Below are 24272 nucleotides of genomic sequence, written 5' to 3'. Positions count from 1 at the left end.
TTCCGTGCGCCACCCTCCACACAGCAGCCACGGCAACAGCTTGAACCAGGAACGACCGATCCGATCCGATGCCGCCTCGGCGCCGACGCCGATGATCGAACAGTTCATCGAGATCAAGGCGGCGAACCCGGATTCGCTGCTGTTCTACCGGATGGGCGACTTCTACGAGCTGTTTTTCGAGGATGCCGAGGTGGCGAGCCGGGCCCTCGGCATCACGCTCACCAAGCGCGGCAAGCACCTCGGCCAAGACATCCCGATGTGCGGCGTGCCGATCCATGCCGCCGACGACTACCTCCAGAAGCTGATCGGGCTCGGCCATCGCGTCGCCGTCTGCGAGCAGATCGAAGACCCGGCGGAGGCGAAGAAGCGCGGCTCGAAATCGGTCGTGAAGCGCGACGTCGTCCGTCTCGTCACGCCGGGCACTATCACCGAGGAGAAGCTGCTTGCGCCATCCGAGGCCAACTACCTGATGGCGCTCGGCCGCGTGCGCGGCGAAGACGAGTTGGCGCTGGCATGGATAGACATCTCAACCGGCAGTTTTCTGGTTTCCGTCACGACGCGCGACAGGCTGCTGGCCGAGATCATGCGCGTCGACCCGCGCGAGCTGATCGTCGCCGAACCTGTGTTCCACGATCCCGAGTTCCGCCCGGTCTTCGACATGCTCGGCCGGGCGGTCACGCCGCTGCCGCCCAGCCTGTTCGACTCGTCCGCCTGTTCGGAGCGGGCGAGCCGCTTCTTCGGCGTGGCAACACTCGATGGTTTCGGGCGCTTCTCTCGCGCCGAATTATCGGCCATCGGTGCCGCCATTGGCTATGTCGAGCGCACGCAGAAGGCGGAGCGGCCGCCGCTGACCCCGCCGCAGCGGCAGGACGGCGCCACCACGCTGTTCATCGACCCGGCAACCCGCACGCATCTGGAACTGGTGCGCACGCTGTCGGGCAGCCGATCGGGCACGCTTTTCGAGGCCATCGACCGCACCCGCACCGGCGGTGGCGCGCGCCTGCTCGCCGAGCGGCTGACATCGCCCTCGACCGATCCAGCCGAGATCGGCCGGCGGCTCGATTCCGTCTCCTTCTTCCGCAGCGAGCCGGCGCTCCGGGACAGTCTACGCGCTGCGCTGAAGGGCGCGCCCGACATGCCGCGCGCCCTGTCGCGACTGGCGCTCAACCGCGGCGGTCCGCGCGATCTCGGCGCGCTGCGCGCCGGAATGGCGGCCGCGGCCGACGTCGCCGCGCTGTTTTCCGGCACGGGCGTTCCCGAGGAGGTTTCCGATGCACTAGCCGGCATCGCGGGTCTCCCTCCCGCCTTCCGCGACCATCTCGAACGGGCGCTCGACGAGGAGATGCCACTGCTCAAGCGCGACGGCGGCTTCGTGCGGGCGGGCTACGACGACGAACTCGATGAGGTACGCGGGCTGCGCGACCAGGCGCGCCGCATCATCGCGGAGCTGGAGGCCGGGCTGATCGAGGAGACCGGCATCCGCTCGCTCAAGATCCGCCACAACAACATCCTCGGCTACTACATCGAGGTGACCGCCAACCATCAGGCGATCATGATGGGCAGCGATGCGGCAAAGGCGCGCTTCATCCACCGCCAGACCATGGCCAATGCCATGCGCTTCACCACCACGGAACTCGCCGGCCTCGAGACGAGGATCGCCAACGCGGCCGAGCGGGTGCTGGCGATCGAGCTTGCCGCTTTTGACCGGCTGGTCGCGGAGGCTGTCGCGGCAGCCGAATTGCTGCGTGCGGGCGCGCAGGCGCTCTCCGCGCTCGACGTCTCCTCCTCGTTGGCCTTGCTGGCCGAGGAAGAGAACTACTGCCGCCCGACGATCGACCTGTCGCTCGAGTTCAGGATCGAATGCGGCCGCCACCCCGTCGTCGAACAGGCGCTGCGCCGCCAGGGTGCCGAGCCTTTCGTCGCAAACGACTGCGACCTCTCGCCGGCGCCCCGCGCGAAGGCGGGCGCGATCTGGCTGCTCACCGGCCCCAACATGGGCGGCAAGTCGACATTTCTGCGCCAGAACGCGCTGATCGCCATCATGGCGCAGATGGGCAGCCACGTCCCCGCTGAAAGCGTCCACATCGGCGTCGTCGACCGGCTGTTTTCCCGCGTCGGCGCATCCGACGATCTGGCTCGGGGTCGCTCCACATTCATGGTCGAGATGGTGGAGACGGCCGCGATCCTCAACCAGGCCGGCGAGCGCTCGCTCGTCATCCTCGACGAGATCGGCCGCGGCACCGCCACCTTCGACGGACTGTCGATTGCCTGGGCGGCGGTGGAATATCTCCACGAGCAGAATCGCTGCCGCGCGATCTTCGCTACCCATTTCCACGAGATGACGGCGCTCGCCGAAAAGCTCGGGCGCCTGCACAACGTCACGATGCGGGTAAAGGAATGGGACGGCGACGTGGTCTTCCTGCACGAAGTCGGCAAAGGGGCGGCTGACCGGTCCTACGGCGTCCAGGTCGCGCGGCTGGCAGGCCTGCCCGAGCCTGTGGTGGCGCGCGCCCGCGAGGTGCTGGAGCAACTCGAGGCCGGTGAGGCTTCCGGCAGCAAGGCCGGCAAGCTCGTCGACGACCTGCCCTTGTTTTCGGTCGCCCTGCGCCGCGAAGCCGCGAAGCCCGCCCGCCCCGATCCGCTGGTCGACGCCGTGGCCGCGCTGCGGCCGGACGACATGACGCCGAAGGATGCGCTCGAGGCGCTCTATCGGCTGAAGGGGCTGTTGCAGCAGACTCGGTGAAAGCGGATCGGCCGCCTTCGTCGCGGCACCAACATCCTCAGATTGCATCCTGCTCCTAAGGCAAACTTAAGCAGTGCGGGCTAGGTTCGCGCATGGCGGGAACGATACAGAGGCACACCGGGCTTTGGATCGGGGTTTGAGGTTGAAGCTGGGGATGTGTTTCCGGTCGCTGCTGCGGCCCGGCCGGGCGTCCATGGTCATCGCCTTCGCGGTGATCTGCGGTGTGGTGCTGCTTGTCGAGCATCGTGCCACCACGCTTCACGTCAAGGAATTGCGCGCTGACGTCTACAACCGCGTGACCTACATCCGTTCCAGGCTCGAGGGCAACGTCAATGGCGACCTGCAACTGATCCGCGGCCTTGCGGCCGCGATCGCCGCGGATCCCGCCATGTCGCAGGAGCGGTTCTCCACCTTCGCCGCGAATCTGATGCAGACGAGCGACCGGCTCAGGCACATCGCGGCGGCACCCGGCCTGGTGGTCTCGATGGTCCACCCGCTCGCCGGCAACGAAAAGGCGCTCGGCCTCGACTATCTGGCAACGCCCGTACAGCGCGACGCCGTGCTGAAGGCACGCGACACGGGCAAGCTGGTCCTGGCGGGTCCCATCGACCTCGTTCAGGGCGGCAAGGGGCTGATCGGTCGTTTCCCCGTCTTCACCAACCTGGATGGAAAACGCCGCTTCTGGGGCATCGTGTCTGCTGTCATCGACGTGGAGGCTGTCTTTGCCGACAGTGGTCTCTCTGCGGCGGACCTGCCCATCGAGGTGGCGATCAGTGCACGCGATGCGCCGGCCACCGATTCGGTAATCCTCGGCTCGCCGGACCTGCTGCGGCGAGACCCGGTCGTCGTCGAGGCCAGCTTTCCATCGACCTCCTGGCGGATCCACGCGGCGCCCGCCTCCGGCTGGGAACAGCCCTCGCCCTACGCTTGGCAGGTGCGGGGCTTCCTGCTCGCCGCGTCGATCTTCCTCCTCCTCCCCATCGTCTCGACGGGCCGCCTGATCGAAGAGCGCCAGCGCCACATCGGCGAGCTCTCGCGGCGCGAAAAGCAGCTGTCGCGGCTGTCGCGGCGCCTGCGGCTCGCGCTCGACACATCCCAGGTCGGCGTGTGGGAGATGGAGATCGACAGCAAGGACCTGTTCTGGGACGACCGGATGAACGAGCTCTACGGCTTCCCGGCAGACGGACGCCTGCGCGACTACACCTTCTGGAGCCGGCGGATCCATCCCGAGGACATGGCGCGCGCGGAGCGGGAGTTCCGCGTCGCCATGGAAGAAACCGGGCGCTACCACTCCGAGTACCGACTGCTCCTGCCGGGCGGCACGATCCGGCACATTCGCTCCATCGGCACTGTCTACCGCGATTTCGGCGAGCCGGCGCGCATCGTCGGGGTCAACTGGGACGTTTCGGCCGACATCGCTCTCAACGAGGATCTGAAACGCGCCAAGACGCTCACCGAAGCCCGCAACCGCGAACTGGAAACGGCCAAGGAGCGCATCGAGTTCATCGCCCTGCACGATTCTCTGACCGGGCTGCCCAACCGGCGTTACCTCGACCAGGTGCTGGCCGAGCACGTCGAGCGGTTCGCGAAGGGCGAGGAGACGGCGGGCCTTCTCCACATCGATCTCGACCGCTTCAAGCAGATCAACGACACGCTGGGCCACGCGGCCGGCGATGCGATGCTGGCGCATACGGCAAGAATCCTGCGCGCCACCGCGCGGGCCGGCGATTTCGTGGCTCGCGTGGGTGGCGACGAGTTCGTCGTCCTGTGCCGGCGCCCGCGCGGGAACGAGGAGGAAGGGCCCTCCTATCTCACGGAGTTCGCCGAGCGGGTGATCGAGCAGGTCCAGCAACCGGTGAATCATGGCGGACAGGAATGCCGCATCGGCGTCAGCATTGGCATCGCCGGCGACACCGATGCTGTTGCGGATCCGAAACAATTGCTCGTCCATGCCGACATCGCGCTCTACCGGGCGAAGAATCGCGGCCGCAACCGCTACCAGATCTTCAATGACGTGCTGCGGCTCGAGATCGTCAGCAACAAGAACACTGCGGACGACATCTTGGCCGCCATCGAGCAAGGCCATTTCCTCGCCCACTACCAGCCGCAGTTCGACGCCGACACGCTGGAGATCGTCGGGGTGGAGGCGCTGGCGCGGTGGAACCATCCATCCAAGGGCCTGCTGCCTCCCACCGCCTTCATGAAGATCGCGGAGGAGATCAACGTCGTCGACGTGATCGACCGAATGATTCTCGAGCAAACGCTGGCGGACCTCGCGTCCTGGGACCGGCAGGGCATCGCCATCCCAAAGGCATCGGTGAACGTCTCGGCACGGCGGCTCAACGACGACGAACTGATCGAATCGCTACGCCGGCTTCCGCTCGCCAGGGGACGCATCTCGTTCGAACTCGTAGAATCCATTTTCCTCGACGAACAGGATGAGACGATCGCCTGGAACGTCGATCTCATCAAGGAACTCGGCATCGATATCGAGATCGACGATTTCGGTACCGGCTACGCCTCGATCGTCAGCCTGATGAAGCTAAAGCCGAGCCGGCTCAAGATCGACCGGCAACTCGTGCTCCCGATCGTCCAGTCGATACCGCAGCGCCACCTCGTGCAGTCGATCATCGACATCGGCAAGTCGCTCGGGATCGAAGTGCTCGCCGAAGGGGTGGAGACGATGGACCACGCCCGCATCCTGAAGACCCTCGGCTGCGACGCGTTGCAGGGCTACGCCTTCGCAAGGCCGATGTCGGCACACGACCTCACCATCTTCACGCGCGAGCGCCGCTGGCGCGCCGCCTCCTGACCCGAACGGGCCTGCCGCTGCCGGACCGGGCCTTTAACCTGTAAGAAAACATTCCGTCCTAAAACGATCCACCGGGGGTCCGGAATGGCGGGTATTTCAGCACTATTCGTATCTGCCCGAAGCCTGAGGGCCATCGGGATCGCGGTCTGGCTTGTTTCGGCGCTGCTCTTCGCCGGCGTCTTCTCGCTGGCTGTGGCCTTCCAGGGCCGCGAAGCGGTGAGGACGAACGTCGCGCACGGTATCGCCGACGTCCAGCGCCTGGTCAGCAACGTCGATAAGGCCTTCGACGAACTAGCCCGTTCCGTCACCTCGCCCCCATGCGGCACCTTCTACATGCGGCAGCTGCGGCGGGTCGCTTATCTTCCGGACGGGCTGAGCGAGTTCTTTCATGTCGAGGACGGCAAAGTAATCTGCACGCTCTCCGCCGAGCATCTGGAGACCGCCCATGGCATCGGGCCGCCGGACTTCGTCCGCGAAGGTACGGCGCCGACGTCGTTCTGGCTCGACCGCGACCTCGGCTTCACTGGCCTGAGCGGGATGGTCGGCACCATCGTCCAGCGCGGGAACTTCGCGACCGTCATTCCCCCGGAGCACATTACGCTCGCCCTGCCGCCCTGGATCGACGCGGAGGCCGTGGTCGTTTCCCCTGCTGGCCGCTGGTGGCATCGCGCTGGCAAGGAACGCATCCATCAGGACGTCCTGATCGCCGGCACTGGCATCGTCTGGACGGATGCGAACGGCCCGGCGATCCGCGCGATGACCTGCAACGACGACCGCCACTACTGCATCTCGACCAGAATCTATCTCGCCAATGTCGCCGCCTACAGTCCCTCGTTGATCTTGCTGATCGTCGTATTCGCGGCGCTCGGCGCCAGCTGGGTCACACGCGTCGTGCGGGGCCTGATCCAGCGCTACTGGTCATTCGAGGCGCGCTTTCTGCGCAACCTGAACGCTCAATCGCTGATCTGCGCCTACCAGCCGATCCTGGACATGTCCACGAACAGGATCGCCGGCTGCGAAGTCCTGGTGCGCTGGCGCGACGTCGACGATTCCATCGTCTATCCGGACGCGTTCTTGCCGATCGTGGCCCGGCACGACATGATGCGCCGGCTGACCACGCTGATCGTCAGTCGAGCGGCGACGGAACTGGGGGACCGGTTGCCGTCAGGCGTTCTGCTCCAGGTCAACGTCAACATCTTTCCCAGCGAGCTGGACGCAGCGGCGATCGAGGCGGCATTCCAGCCCCTGCGTGCCTTGTCGGACCGCTTCGTCGTCGCGCTTGAGATCATTGAAAGCGACGCGCTGCCGCTCGAGCTCGTCCAATCCGAAATCGAGACGTTGCGGCGGGCCGGCTACCGAATCTACCTTGATGACTTCGGCACCGGCTACTCGACCATCCGCCACGTCGCCGCGCTCGAGATCGATGGAATCAAGCTGGACAAGGCCTTCGCGATGGCTCCGGACGGGACCGTGATGGCGGAGATGCTGCACCATGCCGTCGGCATGGTCCGGTCGGCGGGCCGCAAGGTCGTCGTCGAGGGAGTGGAGACGGCCGCCCGCCTGGCGCAGCTTCGCGAAAAGACAGACCACGTGGACTTCGTTCAAGGCTACCACATCTCCCGTCCGCTCGACATCGACGGCTTCGCCGCATTCCTGCGGGAGCAGATGCCGGCCGCCAAAACTGCGGCGCGGCAGGCCGCCTGAGACTGCCGCCAGCCGTAGGCAGACGGCGGCAATCGCGCTAAGAGTGCGCTGCAACGACGCGGACAGACCCGGCGCCCATGGCGAAAATCCCCCTGAAGCTCGATGAGATGATCGATGGAAGCGCGCTTCGCCGCGACCTGACGGCCCTGACCACCGGGACGGACGGCGATGGCTCCGGAGCCGAGGCGCGCGCAGCCGTGCTCCAGGTCCTGCGCGACAGGCTGACCGCCGGGCGCCAGCGCGCCGAGGACATGCTGATGGAGGATGGCGGCGGCACCGTCTGCGCCGTCCGTATCTCGCATCTCATGGACGAGATCATCCGCGCGCTCTACGATTTCGCCGTCACCCACGTCTACCGCTCGAAGAACCCCTCGTCGGGCGAGCGGATGGCGATCGTCGCCGTCGGCGGCTACGGCCGCGGTACGCTGGCACCGGGCTCCGACCTCGACCTCCTCTTCCTGCTGCCCTACAAGCAGACACCCTGGGGCGAGCAGGTCGTCGAATACCTGCTCTACATGCTCTGGGACCTGGGGCTGAAGGTCGGCCACGCGACGCGCAACATCGACGAGTGCATCCGGCTGTCGCGGACCGACATCACCATCCGGACCGCGGTCCTGGAAGCGCGCTTCCTGTGGGGCGAGCAGAAGCTCTACGACGAGCTCATGGTGCGGTTCGACCACGAAGTGGTGCGTTCGACGGGTCCTGAATACGTCCAGGCCAAGCTCGCCGAGCGCGACGAGCGGCACCGCAAGGCCGGCGCCAGCCGCTATCTCGTCGAGCCCCACGTCAAGGACGGCAAGGGCGGCCTGCGCGATCTGCATACGCTGTTCTGGATCGCCAAGTACTTCTACCGGGTACGCACCGGCGAGGAGCTGGTCGAAAAGGGCGTCTTCACGCGCGAGGAGTACCTGCAGTTCGTCAAGGCCGAGGATTTCCTCTGGGCCGTCCGCTGTCACCTGCATTTCCAGACCAGCAAGGCGGAGGAGCGGCTGCATTTCGACATCCAGCGCGACATAGCCGAGCGGCTTGGCTACACCAGCCATCCCGGCCTGTCGGCGGTCGAGCGCTTCATGAAGCACTACTTCCTCGTGGCCAAGGAGGTCGGCGACCTCACACGCATCTTCTGTGCCGCGCTGGAGGAGGAGCAGGCCAAGCACGTGCCGGGCTTCAACCGGTTCCTGCAGAACTTCCAGCGCCGGCGCCGCAAGCTCGCCGGAACGTCCGACTTCATCATCGACAACGATCGCATCACGGTGGCCGACGACACGGTGTTCGAGCGCGACCCGGTCAACCTGCTGCGGCTGTTCTGGTTCGCCGACAAGCACGGGCTGGAATTTCACCCCGACGCGCTGAAGCTCGTCACACGCTCGCTGAAGCTCATCGACCGCACCCTGCGCCGCAATCCCGAGGCCAACCAGCTGTTCATGGACGTGCTGACCTCGAACCGGAACCCGGAGCTCAACCTGCGGCGCATGAACGAGGCCGGGGTGCTGGGCAGGCTCATTCCCGACTTCGGGAAGATAGTCGCCATGATGCAGTTCTCGATGTACCACCACTACACGGTCGACGAGCACCTGCTGCGCTGCATCGGCGTGATGGCCGAGATCGAGCGCGGCGAGAACGACAAGGCGCATCCGCTCGCCCACAAGCTGATGCCCGGGCTCAAGCCGCAACGCGAGGTTCTCTACACGGCCATCCTGCTGCACGACATCGCCAAGGGCCGTCCCGAGGACCATTCGGAAGCCGGCGCACGCATTGCGCGGCGGATCTGCCCGCATATGGGCTTCTCGCCATCCGAAACGGAGACGATCTCCTGGCTGGTGGAGAATCACCTCGTCATGTCGATGACGGCGCAGACACGCGACCTGAACGACCGAAAGACGATCGACGACTTCGCCTCGGTCGTGCAGTCGGTCGAGCGGTTGAAGATGCTGCTCGTGCTGACCATCTGTGACATCCGCGGCGTCGGGCCGGGCGTCTGGAACGGCTGGAAGGGGCAGTTGCTGCGTACGCTCTACTACGAGACCGAACTGCTGCTGACGGGCGGCTTCTCCGAGGTGTCGCGGGCCAAGCGCGCCGAGCATGCGCGCGAGCAGTTGGCGGCTGCGCTGACCGCCTGGCCGGAGCGCGACCGCAAGCGCATCCTCAAGCTGCACTACGACAACTACCTTCTGATCGTGGACGCGAAGGATCAGGTGCGCCATGCCCAGTTGATCCGCGAGGCGGATGCGGCGAAGAAGGTCTTCAATACCGCGGTCAACATGCATGCCTTCGAGGCGGTGACGGAGATCACCGTTCTGACGCCCGACCATCCCCGGCTCCTGTCGGTGGTCGCTGGCGCCTGCGCGGCGGCCGGTGCCAACATCGTCGATGCCCAGATCTTCACCACCACCGACGGAAGAGCGCTGGACACGATCCTGATCAGCCGCGAATTCGAACGCGACGAGGACGAACTGCGGCGTGCACAGAGGGTCGGCAAGCTGATCGAGGACGTGCTGTCGGGCCGCACGCGCCTGCCCGATATGATCGAGAAGCGGACGAAGCCCAAGCGCGGGCAGAAGGTCTTCCGTCTGGAGCCGCGAGCGGAAGTGCGCAACGCGCTGTCGAACCGTTTCTCCGTCATCGAGGTCGAAGGGCTCGACCGTCCCGGCCTGCTGTCGGAAATCACCGGCGCGATCTCCGACCTGTCGCTCGACATCGCCTCTGCACACATCACCACCTTCGGCGAGAAGGTGATCGACACCTTCTACGTCACCGACCTGACCGGGCAGAAGGTCGAGAATCCGACCCGGCAGTCTGCCATACGCGCGCGGCTGATCGAGACGCTCTCGGGCGGACCGATTCGGGGCCAGAAGCACAAGGCAGCGGCGGAGTAGACGGGTTGGACAGCATCGCCTATGCACCCGCCCGCCTAGTGCCGGCCCATACGCCGTATTCCTCCCGCCACACCGGTGCAGCATGAGCCTCGTTGGAAAATTCGCCAGCGTCGGCGGCGCCACCATGGCCAGCCGCGTCTTCGGATTCGTTCGCGAGGCGCTGATCGGCGCGGCGCTCGGCGCCGGACCAGTGGCAGACGCCTTCTACGCGGCGTTCCGCTTCCCCAACCTGTTTCGCCGGCTCTTCGCGGAGGGCGCCTTCAACACGGCCTTCATCCCGCTTTTCGCCAAGGAGTTGGAGGGCGACGGCATGGCCGGGGCGCGCCGCTTCGCCGAGGAGGTGTTGTCGGTTCTGGTCGTGGCACTGCTGGCGATCTCGGTGCTGGCGATCGTCTTCATGCCCTTCCTCGTCGGCACGGTCATCGCGCCGGCCTTCGCCGACACGCCGGAGAAGTTCGACCTCACCGTCCTGATGACTCAGATCATGTTCCCCTACCTGTTCTGCATGTCTCTGGTGGCGATGTTTTCCGGCATCCTCAATTCGATGCGGCGCTATTTCCTCGCCGCGATCGTGCCCGTGTTGCTCAACATCATCCTCATCGGCGTCCTTGTGGCGGCGATGACGATCGGGGTCGATTCCCGCGTCACCGGCCTGTGGCTTGCCTGGGGCGTCTTCGCGGCGGGCATCGTGCAGCTCGCCTTCCTGATATGGGGAACCCACCGCCAGGGCTACTCCATGCGGCTTCGCCGCCCGCGCATGACGCCTGCCGTGCGGCGGTTGCTCGTCCTGATGGGTCCGGCCCTGCTGACGGGCGGCGTGACGCAGATCAACCTGCTCGTCGGGCAGATCATCGCCTCGGCGCAGGACGGCGCCATCGCGCTGCTCAATTATGCCGATCGCATCAACCAGCTGCCGCTCGGTGTCATCGGCATCGCCGTCGGCGTCGTGCTGCTGCCCGAACTCGCCCGCTCGCTGAAGGCGGGCGACGAGGCCGATGCGCAGCATCTTCAGAACCGCTCGCTGGAATTCGCGCTCGGCCTGACATTCCCGGCGGCCGTGGGGCTCGCCGTCATGCCGGCGCCTATCGTGGCCCTGCTCTACGAACGCGGCGCCTTCACGTCGGAGACAACCGCGCTGACGGCCGGCGCGCTGGCGGCCTTCGCAGTCGGGCTGCCCGCCTATGTGCTGATCAAGGTGTTTTCGCCGGGTTTCTTTGCCCGCGAGGACATGAAGACGCCGATGTGGTTCTCCATGGTCGCGGTCGTGGTCAACATCGTCGGCGCGCTCGCGCTCTTTCCGGCTATGGGCCATGTCGGGTTGGCGCTCGCCACGTCGATCGCCGCCTGGGTCAACTTCGTCCTGCTCGCCGGCACGCTGTGGGCGCGCAAAGCCTTCCGCCCATCGCCCGCCACGCTGCGGCGCGTCGCGCTCATCCTGCTTGCCGGCGCGGCAATGGGCGCGGCGCTCTGGGCCATGCAGGTGGTTGCCGGCGACTGGCTCGCCGGGCCGCTGCTCTTGCGCCTGGCGACCGTCCTCGGCATCATCGCGCTCGCGGCGGCAGTCTATTTCGGCATCGTCATCGCGACCGGCGCGCTCGACCGTGCGCAGCTGATGGCCATGCTGCGAAGACGCAAACGGGTCAAGGATGCACCTCCGGGTCCGTGAAGCGGAACTCGTCGGCAGTCGACAGGATCGGGACACCGCCGTGCTTGGCGCATGCGGTTGAGACGCTGACGACCGGATCGATATCGATGTGCGGCGTCGGTTGAGAGCTCGACGGTTTCGGCAGGCAGAGGAAGCTGGCGCAATTCGATGCCGTTTTCCTGCAGGAACCGTTCGACCATCCTCGCACTATCCTTTGGGGAAAGTCCGAGATGGTCCGTTCTCGCGAGCGCAACCGTCGCCTCCCAAACGGCAACAGGGGATGTGACCGATCGGGAATAGGCCAGAATGCCGGCGGCACAACGCTTGGCCTCAGGCTCGTTGCCGAGGATCGCGACGATAGCGGCGGCGTCGACAAAAATCATCCGGCCTTGCTTTCCTCGGGAGAAAACCCGGGCTCCTCACCGGACATTTCGTCCCATACCGAGCGAGGCAGGGGCTTCCGCATCTCACCGGTCGATCGGATCCCGAACTCGGCACGAATCCGCTCGGCACTCTCCATCGGATCCCCTCTGCGACGCTGCAACGCTTCGCTCACCGCGATGATGACAGCGTCCGTCAACCCCACGCCCTCGATCTCCGCCAGCCTGCGGGTGAGACGATCTGCTTCCTTGTTGGTGATGTTGATCGTCATTGTCTTTGCCCTCGTGTAGAGGGGAATGAGTAGAGGCTCGGCCCGCCAGTCAACGCCTCCCCGCGCCCCTTGCGCCCTTCCCGCCCTTGCGCCATAAGCCCGCTCGACTTTCGCCGCGCGCGAAACGGCCCTCCACAAGCCACCCACGAGGATCTCGATGTCCAGCTTCAAGCCGCTCGTCTTCTCCGGCGTCCAGCCCACCGGAAACCTGCATCTCGGCAACTATCTCGGCGCCATCCGCAAGTTCGTCGCGCTGCAGGAGACGCATGACTGCATCTACTGCGTCGTCGACCTGCACTCTATCACCGCACAGCTGGTACACGAGGATCTGGTCGAGCAGACGCGTTCCATTACCGCCGCCTTCCTCGCCTCCGGCATCGATCCGAAGAAGCACATCGTCTTCAACCAGTCGCGCGTGCCGCAGCACGCCGAACTGGCCTGGATCTTCAACTGCGTGGCCCGCATCGGCTGGATGAACCGCATGACGCAGTTCAAGGACAAGGCCGGCAAGGACCGCGAGAACGCCTCGCTCGGCCTGCTCGCCTACCCGAGCCTGATGGCCGCCGACATTCTGGTTTACCGCGCCACCCACGTGCCGGTCGGCGACGACCAGAAGCAGCACCTCGAACTGACGCGCGACATCGCGATCAAGTTCAACAATGATTTCTCCCGCAAGATCGGCGAACTCGGCCTCGGCGTCGAAATGAAGATGGGCGAGGAGACGGTCAACGGCTTTTTCCCGCTCACCGAACCGCTGATCGAGGGACCGGCAACGCGCGTGATGAGCCTGCGGGACGGCTCCAAGAAGATGTCGAAGTCGGACCCGTCCGACCTGTCGCGCATCAACCTGACCGACGACGCCGACACGATCTCGAAGAAGATCCGCAAGGCCAAGACCGACCCGGAGGCGCTGCCGTCCGACGTCGAGGGGCTGAAAGGGCGCCCGGAGGCAGAGAACCTCGTCGGCATCTACGCAGCACTCGCCGAGTGCCCGCGCGAACAGGTGATCCGCGACTTCGGCGGCCAGCAATTCTCGGCCTTCAAGCCGGCGCTGGCCGATCTCGCGGTCGAGAAGCTTGCCCCGATCGCCTCCGAGATGCGACGCATCTCGGCCGATCGCGCCTATGTCGATTCCGTGCTGCGCGACGGCGGCCAGCGGGCCGGCGCACAGGCGGAGGCAACCATGAAGGGTGTGCGCGAGATCATCGGCCTGCTGACGGACTAGCACCGCAGCTGGTATGCGCCGACCACCCCGGCTTGCAGCGGAGCGGCGGGGGTGGCAGATTGCGCGCGATCAACGGAGCGTACGGACTGAATGGTCTCCAAGCGACTGAGCCGGGAAGCCGGCCATCGGCGAAAGTTTCTCGCGGTCGTCGACGACACGCCGGAATGCGAGCGCGCGGTGGCCTATGCCTCCCGGCGCGCGCTCACCACCGGTGGCGCGCTGGTTCTCCTGTTCGTGATCGAACCGTCCGACTTCCAGCAGTGGATGGGGGTGGAGAAGATCATGCGCGAGGAGGCGAACGCCACGGCGAGCGCCGCGCTCGACCAGTCGGCCGCCAAGGTGCGCGAGCGCTCCGGCATCGAACCGGAACTGGTGGTCCGCGAAGGCGAGGCTTCGGAGGAAATCCGCAAGCTGATCGAGGAGGACCAGGACATCGCCATCCTGATCCTCGCCGCCGGGACCTCGAAGGAAGGACCCGGCCCGCTGGTCTCGTCGATTTCCGGCAAGGGCACGACCGGCTTCCAGATTCCGGTCACTGTCGTTCCCGCCAACCTCACCGACGAAGACATCGAAGCTCTCGCCTGACGAGAGAGATTCCGCCCAGCTTTCGCCAGGCAGCCGCTTGAACGAACGGCTCGACGAGCTTATTTAGAATTATTCAAAACTAAACGGCAGGAGATCCCGCCATGTTCATCCAGACAGAAGCCACGCCCAATCCCGCGACCCTCAAGTTCCTGCCTGGCAAAGTGGTCATGAACGAAGGCACCGCCGATTTCCGCGACCCCGATACCGCGGGCGCCTCCTCGGCGCTCGCCGGGCGGCTGTTCGAGGTGCCGGGCGTGACCGGCGTGTTCTTCGGCTACGACTTTATCACCGTCACCAAGGACGGCCCGGAATGGCAGCACCTGAAGCCGGCCATCCTGGGCACGATCATGGAACACTTCATGTCTGGCGCACCGGTCATGGCCACGGCGACGTCGGAGGGCGATGCCGAGAGCGGCGAGGAGTTCTTCGACAAGGCCGATGAGGAGATCGTGCTGACGATCAAGGAACTGCTCGACACGCGCGTTCGTCCGGCTGTGGCTCAGGATGGCGGCGACATCACCTTCCGCGGCTTCGAGAACGGCACCGTCTTCTTGCACATGAAGGGCGCCTGCGCCGGCTGCCCCTCCTCCACCGCGACGCTAAAGCACGGTATCCAGAACCTGCTGCGGCACTTCGTTCCCGAGGTCCAGCAGGTCGAACAGGTGATGTGAGGACCTGCCGACGCTGCCTTTCGCCGGAGACGGCGCAGCAACGACGAACGCCGGGTCATGCGGGGGTCCCGGGTTCGTCGATGCAATGCGGTAGATAGGCCTCTGCCCCTCTGGCGATGATCTCTTCCTCGCTGAGCGTTCTGTGCCAGTGCGAATAAAGGACGAACCGGCTTCGCGGGAGCCCGACATCGGTCTTCAGATGCCGGTGGAGGGCACTGAATGCCTTGTGCTCGCATCCGCCCCAGAAGAACGCCTCGTTCAGGTTCTCCGGCCAGCGCACAAGGCGAACGGCGTTCGCCAGCAATTCGGTCATGCCCGCCGCGGCCCCGTTTCTATACAGCCACTGAACCGAAACGCCCGACGGGCCAGGGAGCGGCAGGGCGTCGGCTGCAGAGCCGACTTCGATGAACGCGTACCCGACTGCGTCCGAAGGCAGGTATTCGAGAATTCTCGCAATGCCTGGCAAGGCCGTCTCGTCGCCCGCCAGCACGTGGAATCGCGCCGGACGGGGACCGTGGGCGGCCGGACCGAGAACCCCCACGACATCTCCCGCTCGCGCATCCATGGCCCATCTGGTGGCCGGGCCGGCATTGGCGTGAAGGGCGAAATCGATGGTCATCTCCTGCCTTGCGGCGTCGATCCTGCGGATGGTATAGACGCGCGTCGGCACAGCCGCATCGTCGGGCCAGACGACATGCCCTCTGTGGTCAAGCATCGGCCAGCGCGGCTTTGTCGCCCCGCGCGGCTGGAAGATGAGGCGGCAGTGGAGCTGGTCGTCGCGATCATATCGGTCCAGGTTCTGCCCGCGAAAGACGATACGGCGAAATCGGAGGGCGATGTCCTCGACGGACGTCACATGAAGGATGCGAAGATCGTCCGGCAGCGCCGGCTCCGCATGGTCACCGTCCCAGTGAATCTCCAGTCCCTCGCGCGCAGCGATGAAACCGATCGGTCCGACGAGAGCGTGCTTGAGCCGGTTGAGACCACCTGCGTCCGGTGCTTCCGCAGTCAGACGGAAGCCGCCCGCGGTCGTTTCGAGCGTAGCGTGGCCGAATGGCGCGCGGATGTGGTGAACGCCACCCGCTTCCTCGATGGTCATGTCATGGGTCGCGATGGCATCGATGATGGAGCCGATGTGCTCTCCTATCTTTGCGAATTTCACGGCTGAGCTGGCACGAAATCGATTGCTGGCTGGCGATGGCATTCGGTCTGGTTCCCTGGGTTCAAAGAGAGACCCACAACGGTCCCTCGATAGGGAAGGCCGCGAAGTCCCGGTTGATGGCATCGAGAACGTGCTGCGGATCGAGTCCGGCGCACCGCTCCGGATGGAGCCATTTGGCGGCCTGGGTCACGAAAAGCAGGTTCAGGGGCAGACTGGTGATCAGCCCGGTCCAGATGCCGTGGACGCGTTTTTCGCGAACGCTTGCAAGATGACCGAAGCCCGGCCTGCAGTCGATGAGGCGCTGCAATCCTTCGCGCCCAAGGCGCGCATCGATTCCGGGCCCGATCGCGGGCCGGCTGCCCGACGACCACCCACCGCCGGACGCAATGTAGACCTCGTGCGGGGTGGACAGCAGGTGTTCGAGGGAGATCTTCTCGTACCAGGGCGCCGTCACGCCGGGCAGCGACACGCCGCCGGCCCGCGACAGGAGTTCGCCCCATATCCTGCCGCCGGCCGCCCAGCAGCAGTCGTCGGGCGTCGACTGGACTTCCAGATAGGTCGTCACGCCAGGCGCGCCCGCCACGCATGCATCGACCCTTGCCAGTTCCCGCTTGAAGAACGATACGAAGGCATCCGCCTTCACTGTAGCGCCGAGAAGCTCGCCCCACATCTTCATATAGGCCTCGATCTCGGCGACCGGATAGTCGGCGCGGCCGCCTGCGCCCGCGTTGCTCGAGGCGTCGCTGAAGACCACCGGAATGCCGAACCGCGTCAGCCTCTCCACCAGTGGATCGGCATCGCCGTTGGGGGTCATGAAGGAAGTCGTAACGACGAGATCCGGCGCGAGCGCGACAAGCCCCTCCAGGGAGAGCGTGTCCGGGCCGAGCTTGCCGACGATTTCGACCGACCGTCCGTTCAAAAGACGGCCCCGAAGGTGCTCGCTGTCGATGCGGTCCGCGGCAGCCCAGCCGACGACCAGCGACGACGGGTCGGGATGCAGGAGCGACATCGTCAGGATGTCGTGCCCTTCGAGCAAGACGATCCTTTCGGGCAGCGCCGGGAGATGCACCCGCCGCCCGACCATGTCTATGACGGTGACCGGCTGCTCCGCGGCGGCCGGTCGAAGCCTGGACATCACACCGGCGGCTGCGATGAAGCCGCAGAAGCTGCGTCTCGTGATGATCAAGAGCGCCTCACCACTTGTATCGGAGTCCCGCCAGAAGTGTCCTGCCGTTTCCGTACTGGCAATAGATGTTGTAGCTGCAACTGGAGTAGTACTCCGTGTCGAGAAGATTGGTGGCGTTCAGCGTCGCCTCCAGCCCCTTGAGTTGCGGATTCCGGGCTCCGAGATCGTATTTCAGCGCGGCGTCGAGCAGGGTATAGCCATCCGCCTTCACCGTGTTGGCATCATCACCGTAGCTCGAGCCGACGATGCGCAAGCCGCCACCGATCGTCAGCCCATCGAGCGTGCCGGAACGGAAGGCATAGTTGGCCCAAAGGGAGCCATAGTAGCGCGGTACGGCCTGCGGCCGCTTGCCGATCAGCGAGGCGTCGGTGGATTCGGAAACTTCCGTATCCAGCAGCGATAGCGCGGCGATCAGTTCAAGATTGTCAGCGACGTTGCCCCGCGCTTCGAACTCCAGACCGCGAGAATGGATCTCGCCCTGCTGGACGTAGAACCCGGTCACCGTGCCGGGGGTCAGGACATCCTGCTGGCGAATGTCGAAGGCGGAAACGGTGAAGAGCGCATTGGTTCCCACAGGCTGATATTTGAGCCCCACCTCATACTGCTGCGCATGCGTCGGGGTGAAGGCAGTGCCGGTCGCGTCCGTGCCGATCACTGGCTCGAAAGAGGTCGAATAGCTGGCATAGGGCGCAAGGCCGTTGTCGAACAGATAGAGCAGGCCTGCCCGGTAGCTGGTTGCATCGCTCGACTGGTCGGACGAGGTGTCCGCCAGCAGGTTGTCCGTCTCCTGGTCGACCCAGTCGTGACGCGCGCCGAGGACGGCACGCCACCGGCCGAATTCAATCTGATCCTGCAGGTAGATGCCCGTCTGGCGAAGGGTCTGATCGCTGTCGATCACGCTGGCGAACGGCCCTACGGCGGCGCCATAGACCGGGTTGGTGACGTCGATGGAGGTCGCCGAGCCCATCAGATACTCCCAGCCGGAACTGGAATTCTGCAGGTCGAGGCCCGCGAGCAGCGTGTGGCGGGCCGCCCCGGTATCAAGCTTGTATTCGGCCTGACTGTCGAAGGAGAAGCCCGATACGTCTTCGATCGAATGAACGGCATAGCGGGGAATGATGCCCACATCGGACATGGCGCCGGCCATCTGAAGTGACTGCATGTCTGCATCCACGCCGGAATAGCGAAAGTTCGACCGGACCGTCACGGGTCCGTCGAAGCGGTGCTCGAACCGGTATCCCACCCCGTACTGGGTGCGCTCGAAGGCGTCATAGGACGGATCGCCAATATTGAAGTCTCGATCAAGCAGCCCGGCCAGGCCGGCCGGTGCAAGGAACGTCGGGTAGAGAGAATTGAAGTAGCCACCCTCCGGGTCGTGCTGATAGGAGCCGGAAACGACCAGTGAGGTATCGGCATCCGCCTGCCATTTGACCGAGGTTGCCACACCGAACCGGCGCTCGTCGACGTCCTCGTAGCGGGTGCCTGAGGAACGGCCGACCAGCGTGACGCCATACTGAAGGGTGCCATCGGATGTGATCGGGCCGGTGGAATGGAGGTTGCCCTGGATCCGTCCGTCGCTTCCGGCCTCGAGCCGCACCTCGTTCGACTGGACCGGGGATGGCTCCCGGCTCACCTGGTTGACGAGCCCGCCGGGGCTGATCTGACCATAGAGAAGGGCCGACGGCCCCTTCAGCACATCCACGTGATCGAGGAATGACGGATCGATGGATGGCGTGGCGAAGGCCTGGCCGCGCGGCAGCTTCAGGCCGTCGAGATAGTTCACATAGCTGGTCGCAGTGCCAAAGGCTCCGAAACCGCGCAGAAAAACCGAGTCGTAGCGGGAACTCGAATCACGGTCGGACAGAACGCCGGCGGTGTAGCGCAGCGATTCACCGACCGTCTGTGGGTTCTGGTCGTCGATCTGCTTGCGCGTGATGGTCGTGATGGATTGCGGCGTCACGGCGACCGGCGTCACGGTCTTGGTGGCCGATCTCGCCGATTTGACGAGAACCTCGCCGGAGGTGTCGTCGATGGCGGCGTCCGTCGGAAAGATGATCGGCGCGAGTAGCGTGCCCTGCTCCTGGGCCCAGACCTGCGGGACGGCTGCGAGGACGGTCGACGCCGCCAGGATACATGCGAAATGGCCGTGCTTCACGTGGTGCCCCCATGGTCGAAGCTTGCGATGTCTGCTAGGCCATAAATCAAACGGGACCGTCCTGACCAGATAATATGAGCAAGTTTTTCAACATAAATGCCGCCAGATTTGACGCCGTAAGAATGGCGTTCGGATCGGCAAGGGGAGAGAAAATGGCATCGAGAAGTTTCGACGCACCCGTCAGGCTAGGCAGGCCTACCGGGGATATGCGGCACGCAGTGGCTGGCAGGATCATCGAAGCCGCGACGACGCTGTTTGCCGCCCGGGGCTTTGCCGGGACGTCGATGGAGCAGGTCGCCTTGCAATGCGGGGCTGGCAAGGACACGGTCTACAGACGGTACCCCTCCAAGGTTGCCCTGTTCGAGGCTGTGGTCGAGCATGCTCATGCCCGGGCCGTGGCTCGGCTCACGGACCGCCCCAACATCGAAGGCAGCGCACTGGAGCGGCTGCGAGCCCTGATGCGGGACCTTCTGCACATAAACATGGAAGGCGACCTGATCGCCTTCAAACGCATTACATTCAGTGAAGCGGTGGTGTTCGAGAAGAAGACGCCGATACCGCCTCAGCCGGACCCGATCATGGACCGGCTGATCGCCACCGTCGTCGAGGCACAGAAGGACGGTGTGATCGTCGAGGGAGATGCCACCTCGATCGCCGGTCATCTGATACACTGCCTGGTGGCGTTGCCGACCTCCTCCGCCATGCTGGGGAGCAAGGAGTTCGACGACGCCCGGGCGATCGATGCGCATTTCGACAGAACGTGGACGTGGCTCGTCGATGGCGTCAAGACGCAGCACCGACCCTGATGCGCGCCGCGATCCTTCAGAGGCGCGCCATCCTGTTCAGGCCGTTCTCTTCTCGCATGTCTGTCCTTGCCGCAATCGGCGTCCCAAGCGTGGCGTCGCTGCGAGGACGCGCGCTTCGGATTCGCGCAACAAAAAACCGGGCCTGGCGGCCCGGTTTTCTTTGCGTCGACGTCCGTGTTGCCTGGACGGTTCGCGGCAGACCTACATCACGATGACCTTGGCGCCGTTCTCGGCGCGGCTGTAGAGGTCAATGATGTCCTGGTTTATGAGGCGGATGCACCCGGACGACATCGCATGGCCGATGGAGTTCCACTCCGGCGTGCCGTGCAAACGATACCCAGTGTCGCCGTTCTTGTTGTAGAGATAGAGCGCGCGCGCACCGAGCGGGTTCATCAGCCCGCCGGGCATGCCGCCGCGCCACTTGGCGAGTTCGGGCTGGCGACCGATCATCGCGGAAGGCGGGGTCCAGACGGGCCACTCACGCTTCATGGCGATGCGGGCGGTGCCCTTCCACTCGAAGCCTTCGCGGCCGACGCCGATGCCATACCGCATGGCCTTGCCTTCGGGCATCACGAAATAGAGGAACTTCTCGTTCGTGTTGACGACGATGGTCCCCGGCTTCTCCTTGGTTTCGTAACGCACCACCTGGCGGTGGTACTTGCTCGGAACCTTGGTGATCGGAATGGCCGGCAGCTGGTAGCCTGCGTCCTTCTTCGAACCGTAGCCCGACGAGAACATCGTGATCGAGCCGTCCGTGGAACAGCCCGTCAGGGCGGTGGCCAAGGCCAGGCTCGCGGCAATAAGGAGAGTTCTTGCGTTCATTGTGCCTTCCGAATGTTCCGGGACGTCGCCGTCCGCCTTATCCGAGACATGCTTAGGTCCAAATTCTTAACGCAGCTTTACCATGTCAAGCCAAGCAGAACGTGGCTCCAGCGCCGGAGTGGGACATCTTTGCGCCATGTTTATTGCAAATCGGCAACAACTCTTCCCGCCTGCGCTGAGGTACCATGTCAGGAGGCCGCCGAAGTTGCAGGCGGACGGGTTTTCCCCGCCAGCCAACGGTGGCATTGTCCGTCCATGCCGATCATCTCGCCGATTCCTATCAATCCGCTCGCCGACGGGCGCCAGTCGGAACGGGCGCTCGTCATCCGCCGCGGTGTGCAGCGGATGCTCCTGCAGATGAACGCACATGTGCTGCCCGAGCTCGCGCTGGCCGGCGGGCGGCGCGCCGATCTCGTCGCGCTCACCCGCAGCGGCGAGATCTGGATCATCGAGATCAAGTCGTCGGTCGAAGACTTCCGCGTCGACCGGAAATGGCCCGACTACCGGCTGCATTCCGATCGCTTCTTCTTCGCTACCCATCCCGAGGTGCCGGCGGCGATCTTTCCGGCCGAGTGCGGCTTCATCCTGTCGGACGGCTATGGTGCGGAAATCCTGCGCGATGCGCCCGAGCATCGACTGTCTGCCGCCACCCGCAAGGCGCTGGTCCTGCGTTTCGCGCGCGCCGGCGCGGCGCGGTTGACGGCGGCGGAAATGGCGGGCGTCTCGGTCCCCGCGATTGAGGGCGAGAGCGACTGACACTGCCGCCGCTGACAGCATGTCGCGCCCGGCGCGGCTGGCGACGCCGACGCCGCTCCTGTATGCTTGAACCGGATCGGGCGTGCGGTCGGCATGCGTATTGATCTCGCGAGCCGGAAATAATATATCCGTAGCTTGTGGTTGCGTCGGTTCTCCGGCGGGCTGGTGAATATCGGGAGAGCCCGAAAAGGGCGTGGTGGATGGACATGATGCGCGAGGCGTCATTCGGTGTGGTCGAGAAGGTGCGGGACGCAGGGCTGCGGCCGACGCGCCAGCGCGTCGCGCTCGCCAGCCTGCTTTTCGCCAAGGGCGACCGCCATGTCTCCGCCGAGGAACTGCATGAAGAAGCGCTCAACGCCGATGTTCCGGTTTCGCTGGCCACCGTCTACAACACGTTGCACCAGTTCACCGATGCCGGAATGCTGCGCATTCTGGCGGTAGAGGGTGCCAAGACCTATTTCGACACCAACACCTCGGATCACCATCATTTCTTCGTCGAAGGCGAGAATACCGTGCTCGACATCGACACCGGGTCGGTGACGGTGCACAACCTGCCGGCACCGCCGGAAGGCATGGAGATCGTCAATGTCGACATCGTCGTGCGCCTGCGCCCGAAGCGCTGAGGCCGGACGACCTTGTCGATCTGCCAAGCCGCCTCCGGGCGGCTTTTTCGTGCCGCCCGATCGCCTGCCTTGCGGCGTTGGCGGCGGCGGGCGCGGCACTTCCGCGGGCCGATCAGTCGACGACCTGCTCGCCCGGATAGACGCCCCAGACCAGCGATTGCTCAAGCCAGCCGGTGTGGCCGTCGAAGTCCATGCGGCACCATTCGCCGTTGCAGCTCTTGACCACGCCCATCACGCCGGGCTCCAGCCGCGCCACCGTACGCGCCTCGGCCGCCGGGTCGGCGCGGAGCGCGATCTCCTCCAAACGACCGCGCTGCCAGGGGGCTGCGAGGGCCGTGCGCTTGCCCGACAGCAGCGACTGGTTGATCCAGCCTTCCGAGCCTTCGGAATCGCGCACGCGGCGCCAGTTGTCATACTCCTGTACGATCTCCATCGGCAGGCCGGGCTTCATGTACATCCAGTCTACGGAATAGTTCAGCCCCGGTCCGATGCGCAGGTTCACCCTCCCCGACTTGAGGCTGACGAAGCGCGGCAGCGGCAGGCCGCTCGGCCCCACGGGCTGCGCGACGGCGGCGCCCTGCGCCCGGGCTTCGGTCGCAGGCACGAATGCGATCATGATGGCGAGCGCCGCGACGGCGGCTGCCAGGCCAGGCCATTTGGAAACGGACACGATACGACCTCGTCTTCCACGGCTCGCCGGTCCGGCAGGCGGACCCGCGACGATCCTGTTTTTCTTTGTCATCCCCCCGGGCTGTTGGTACACAGGAGCCGGGCCGGGCATGCTTCCGACTATCGCCCGACTTGGTTAAAGAGGTCTCAACAGGACCCGGATTCGAGGAAACAATGGCGGGCAGAAAGAAGCCTCTCGTCGTCATCACGCGCAAGCTGCCCGACCCGGTCGAGACGCGCATGCGCGAGCTGTTCGACGCGCGGCTCAACATCGACGACCGCGCCATGACCCAGCCCGAGCTGGTGGCCGCGCTGCGCGAGGCCGACGTGCTCGTGCCCACCATCACCGACCGCATCGACGCGGCGCTGATCGAGCAGGCGGGGCCGAACCTCAAGCTGATCGCCAATTTCGGCAATGGCGTCGAGCATATCGACGTGCAGGCGGCGGCGAAGAAGGGCATCACCGTCACCAACACGCCAAACGTGCTCACCGAAGACACCGCCGACATGACCATGGCGCTCATGCTGACCGTGCCGCGCCGGCTGATCGAGGGCGCAAATTCGCTGCGTGACGACGGCAAATGGTCGGGCTGGTCGCCGACCTGGATGCTGGGCCGCCGCATCTGGGGCAAACGGCTCGGCATCGTCGGCATGGGCCGCATCGGCACCGCCGTGGCGCGTCGCGCCAAGGCCTTCGGCCTTTCGATCCACTATCACAACCGCAAGCGGGTGGCGCCGACCATCGAGGACCAGCTCGAGGCGACCTACTGGGAGAGCCTAGACCAGATGCTGGCGCGCATGGACATCATCTCGGTCAACTGCCCGTCGACGCCAGCGACCTTCCACCTGCTGTCGGCGCGCCGGCTGGCGCTGATGCAGCCCACCGCTTACATCGTCAACACCGCGCGCGGCGACATCATCGACGAGGCGGCGCTGATCCAGATGGTCCAGGAGGGGCGGCTCGCTGGCGCCGGGCTCGACGTCTTCGAGCACGAGCCGGCGATCAATCCCAAGCTCGTCCGGCTCGCGCAGCAGGACAAGATCGTGCTCCTGCCGCACATGGGTTCGGCCACCATCGAGGGTCGCATCGACATGGGCGACAAGGTCATCATCAACATCAAGGTCTGGGCCGACGGTCACCGCCCGCCCGACCGCGTGCTGCCGGGGCGGGTGTAGGCGG

General features: G+C 65.3%; 19 protein-coding genes. 12 read left to right on the top strand and 7 right to left on the bottom strand.

Annotated elements, in window-relative coordinates; all coding sequences use genetic code 11:
- The first annotated feature begins 40 nt into the window (after positions 1-40).
- The 5 genes from mutS (at position 41) to murJ (ending at position 11801) form a co-directional block, all read left to right on the top strand.
- Complete coding sequence (mutS, locus tag N1F91_RS00275; RefSeq protein WP_289988198.1) at positions 41-2743, top strand: DNA mismatch repair protein MutS; 2703 nt, start codon at positions 41-43, stop codon at positions 2741-2743.
- A gap of 154 nt (positions 2744-2897) precedes the next feature.
- Positions 2898-5555, top strand: coding sequence for an EAL domain-containing protein (locus N1F91_RS00270; RefSeq protein ID WP_289988196.1), 2658 nt, complete (start codon positions 2898-2900; stop codon positions 5553-5555).
- Between the two features lie 84 nt (positions 5556-5639).
- Positions 5640-7259: an EAL domain-containing protein gene (locus tag N1F91_RS00265; protein WP_289988194.1), complete on the top strand. Its 1620-nt coding sequence runs from the start codon at positions 5640-5642 to the stop codon at positions 7257-7259.
- A 77-nt stretch (positions 7260-7336) separates the two neighbouring features.
- Entirely contained in the window at positions 7337-10135 is a 2799-nt protein-coding gene (locus N1F91_RS00260; RefSeq protein ID WP_289988193.1) for a [protein-PII] uridylyltransferase, read from the top strand.
- 82 nt (positions 10136-10217) lie between these two features.
- On the top strand, positions 10218-11801 hold the full coding sequence (gene murJ / locus N1F91_RS00255; RefSeq protein WP_289988191.1) for a murein biosynthesis integral membrane protein MurJ: 1584 nt from the start codon (positions 10218-10220) through the stop codon (positions 11799-11801).
- On the opposite strand, the gene N1F91_RS31070 is transcribed toward murJ, so the two are convergent.
- Complete coding sequence (locus tag N1F91_RS31070) at positions 11699-12163, bottom strand: type II toxin-antitoxin system VapC family toxin (protein WP_354670509.1); 465 nt, start codon at positions 12161-12163, stop codon at positions 11699-11701. The two genes, murJ and N1F91_RS31070, sit on opposite strands and share 103 nt — an antisense overlap.
- Positions 12160-12603: a type II toxin-antitoxin system VapB family antitoxin gene (locus N1F91_RS00250; RefSeq protein WP_289988188.1), complete on the bottom strand. Its 444-nt coding sequence runs from the start codon at positions 12601-12603 to the stop codon at positions 12160-12162. Before N1F91_RS00250 ends, N1F91_RS31070 begins: the two co-directional genes overlap by 4 nt.
- Here N1F91_RS00250 and trpS point away from each other — a divergent pair.
- The 3 genes from trpS to N1F91_RS00235 all read left to right on the top strand — a co-directional run bounded on the left by trpS (position 12590) and on the right by N1F91_RS00235 (position 14913).
- A complete protein-coding gene (trpS, locus tag N1F91_RS00245) occupies positions 12590-13657 on the top strand; it encodes a tryptophan--tRNA ligase (protein WP_289988185.1) in 1068 nt (355 codons plus the stop codon). The genes N1F91_RS00250 and trpS overlap by 14 nt on opposite strands.
- A 90-nt stretch (positions 13658-13747) precedes the next feature.
- Positions 13748-14242 (top strand): universal stress protein, encoded by a 495-nt coding sequence (locus N1F91_RS00240; RefSeq protein WP_289988183.1) that lies wholly within the window; start codon positions 13748-13750, stop codon positions 14240-14242.
- Between the two features lie 101 nt (positions 14243-14343).
- The gene (locus N1F91_RS00235; RefSeq protein ID WP_289988181.1) at positions 14344-14913 is read left to right on the top strand and encodes a NifU family protein; all 570 of its coding nucleotides are present in this window, start codon (positions 14344-14346) and stop codon (positions 14911-14913) included.
- A 55-nt stretch (positions 14914-14968) separates the two neighbouring features.
- Here N1F91_RS00235 and N1F91_RS00230 read toward each other — a convergent pair whose 3' ends face one another.
- The 3 genes from N1F91_RS00230 to N1F91_RS00220 are packed head-to-tail and all read right to left on the bottom strand — an operon-like array spanning position 14969 to position 19416.
- Positions 14969-16117 carry a siderophore-interacting protein gene (locus tag N1F91_RS00230; protein WP_289988179.1) on the bottom strand — a complete coding sequence of 383 codons (1149 nt, stop codon included), beginning with the start codon at positions 16115-16117 and terminating at the stop codon, positions 14969-14971.
- Between the two features lie 19 nt (positions 16118-16136).
- Positions 16137-17261 (bottom strand): ABC transporter substrate-binding protein, encoded by a 1125-nt coding sequence (locus N1F91_RS00225; RefSeq protein WP_289988177.1) that lies wholly within the window; start codon positions 17259-17261, stop codon positions 16137-16139.
- Between the two features lie 7 nt (positions 17262-17268).
- Entirely contained in the window at positions 17269-19416 is a 2148-nt protein-coding gene (locus tag N1F91_RS00220; RefSeq protein WP_289988175.1) for a TonB-dependent siderophore receptor, read from the bottom strand.
- Between the two features lie 74 nt (positions 19417-19490).
- Here N1F91_RS00220 and N1F91_RS00215 point away from each other — a divergent pair, with 74 nt between their 5' ends.
- Positions 19491-20222 (top strand): TetR/AcrR family transcriptional regulator, encoded by a 732-nt coding sequence (locus N1F91_RS00215; RefSeq protein ID WP_289988174.1) that lies wholly within the window; start codon positions 19491-19493, stop codon positions 20220-20222.
- A 201-nt stretch (positions 20223-20423) separates the two neighbouring features.
- Here the strand turns inward: N1F91_RS00215 and N1F91_RS00210 are convergent, their stop codons facing one another.
- Positions 20424-21044 carry a L,D-transpeptidase gene (locus N1F91_RS00210; RefSeq protein WP_289988172.1) on the bottom strand — a complete coding sequence of 207 codons (621 nt, stop codon included), beginning with the start codon at positions 21042-21044 and terminating at the stop codon, positions 20424-20426.
- A gap of 255 nt (positions 21045-21299) precedes the next feature.
- On the opposite strand from N1F91_RS00210, the gene N1F91_RS00205 reads away from it, so the two are divergent.
- Positions 21300-21800: an MmcB family DNA repair protein gene (locus N1F91_RS00205; protein ID WP_289988171.1), complete on the top strand. Its 501-nt coding sequence runs from the start codon at positions 21300-21302 to the stop codon at positions 21798-21800.
- Positions 21801-22000: 200 nt separating this feature from the next.
- Complete coding sequence (irrA, locus tag N1F91_RS00200; protein ID WP_289988170.1) at positions 22001-22423, top strand: iron response transcriptional regulator IrrA; 423 nt, start codon at positions 22001-22003, stop codon at positions 22421-22423.
- A 112-nt stretch (positions 22424-22535) separates the two neighbouring features.
- Here the strand turns inward: irrA and N1F91_RS00195 are convergent, their stop codons facing one another.
- The gene (locus tag N1F91_RS00195; RefSeq protein WP_289989744.1) at positions 22536-23039 is read right to left on the bottom strand and encodes an SH3 domain-containing protein; all 504 of its coding nucleotides are present in this window, start codon (positions 23037-23039) and stop codon (positions 22536-22538) included.
- A gap of 227 nt (positions 23040-23266) precedes the next feature.
- Here N1F91_RS00195 and N1F91_RS00190 point away from each other — a divergent pair, with 227 nt between their 5' ends.
- Positions 23267-24268, top strand: a complete 1002-nt coding sequence (locus tag N1F91_RS00190; RefSeq protein ID WP_289988169.1) for a D-glycerate dehydrogenase — start codon at positions 23267-23269, stop codon at positions 24266-24268.
- Positions 24269-24272: the final 4 nt, after the last annotated feature.

Origin of the sequence: Aquibium sp. ELW1220 (genome assembly GCF_030398385.1) — a bacterium.
Taxonomy (GTDB): domain Bacteria; phylum Pseudomonadota; class Alphaproteobacteria; order Rhizobiales; family Rhizobiaceae; genus Aquibium.
This window is presented reverse-complemented; position numbering and strand designations above follow the sequence as displayed.

Excerpts from the sequence above, each read along its gene's own strand:
- N1F91_RS00270 (WP_289988196.1), top strand. The coding sequence starts at position 2,898 with ATGTGTTTCCGGTCGCTGCTGCGGCCCGGCCGGGCGTCCATGGTCATC.
- N1F91_RS00265 (WP_289988194.1), top strand. The coding sequence starts at position 5,640 with ATGGCGGGTATTTCAGCACTATTCGTATCTGCCCGAAGCCTGAGGGCC.
- N1F91_RS00260 (WP_289988193.1), top strand. The coding sequence starts at position 7,337 with ATGGCGAAAATCCCCCTGAAGCTCGATGAGATGATCGATGGAAGCGCG.
- murJ (WP_289988191.1), top strand. The coding sequence starts at position 10,218 with ATGAGCCTCGTTGGAAAATTCGCCAGCGTCGGCGGCGCCACCATGGCC.
- N1F91_RS31070 (WP_354670509.1), bottom strand. The coding sequence starts at position 12,163 with ATGATTTTTGTCGACGCCGCCGCTATCGTCGCGATCCTCGGCAACGAG.
- trpS (WP_289988185.1), top strand. The coding sequence starts at position 12,590 with ATGTCCAGCTTCAAGCCGCTCGTCTTCTCCGGCGTCCAGCCCACCGGA.
- N1F91_RS00240 (WP_289988183.1), top strand. The coding sequence starts at position 13,748 with ATGGTCTCCAAGCGACTGAGCCGGGAAGCCGGCCATCGGCGAAAGTTT.
- N1F91_RS00235 (WP_289988181.1), top strand. The coding sequence starts at position 14,344 with ATGTTCATCCAGACAGAAGCCACGCCCAATCCCGCGACCCTCAAGTTC.
- N1F91_RS00230 (WP_289988179.1), bottom strand. The coding sequence starts at position 16,117 with ATGCCATCGCCAGCCAGCAATCGATTTCGTGCCAGCTCAGCCGTGAAA.
- N1F91_RS00215 (WP_289988174.1), top strand. The coding sequence starts at position 19,491 with ATGAGCAAGTTTTTCAACATAAATGCCGCCAGATTTGACGCCGTAAGA.
- N1F91_RS00210 (WP_289988172.1), bottom strand. The coding sequence starts at position 21,044 with ATGAACGCAAGAACTCTCCTTATTGCCGCGAGCCTGGCCTTGGCCACC.
- N1F91_RS00205 (WP_289988171.1), top strand. The coding sequence starts at position 21,300 with ATGCCGATCATCTCGCCGATTCCTATCAATCCGCTCGCCGACGGGCGC.
- irrA (WP_289988170.1), top strand. The coding sequence starts at position 22,001 with ATGGACATGATGCGCGAGGCGTCATTCGGTGTGGTCGAGAAGGTGCGG.
- N1F91_RS00195 (WP_289989744.1), bottom strand. The coding sequence starts at position 23,039 with ATGATCGCATTCGTGCCTGCGACCGAAGCCCGGGCGCAGGGCGCCGCC.
- N1F91_RS00190 (WP_289988169.1), top strand. The coding sequence starts at position 23,267 with ATGGCGGGCAGAAAGAAGCCTCTCGTCGTCATCACGCGCAAGCTGCCC.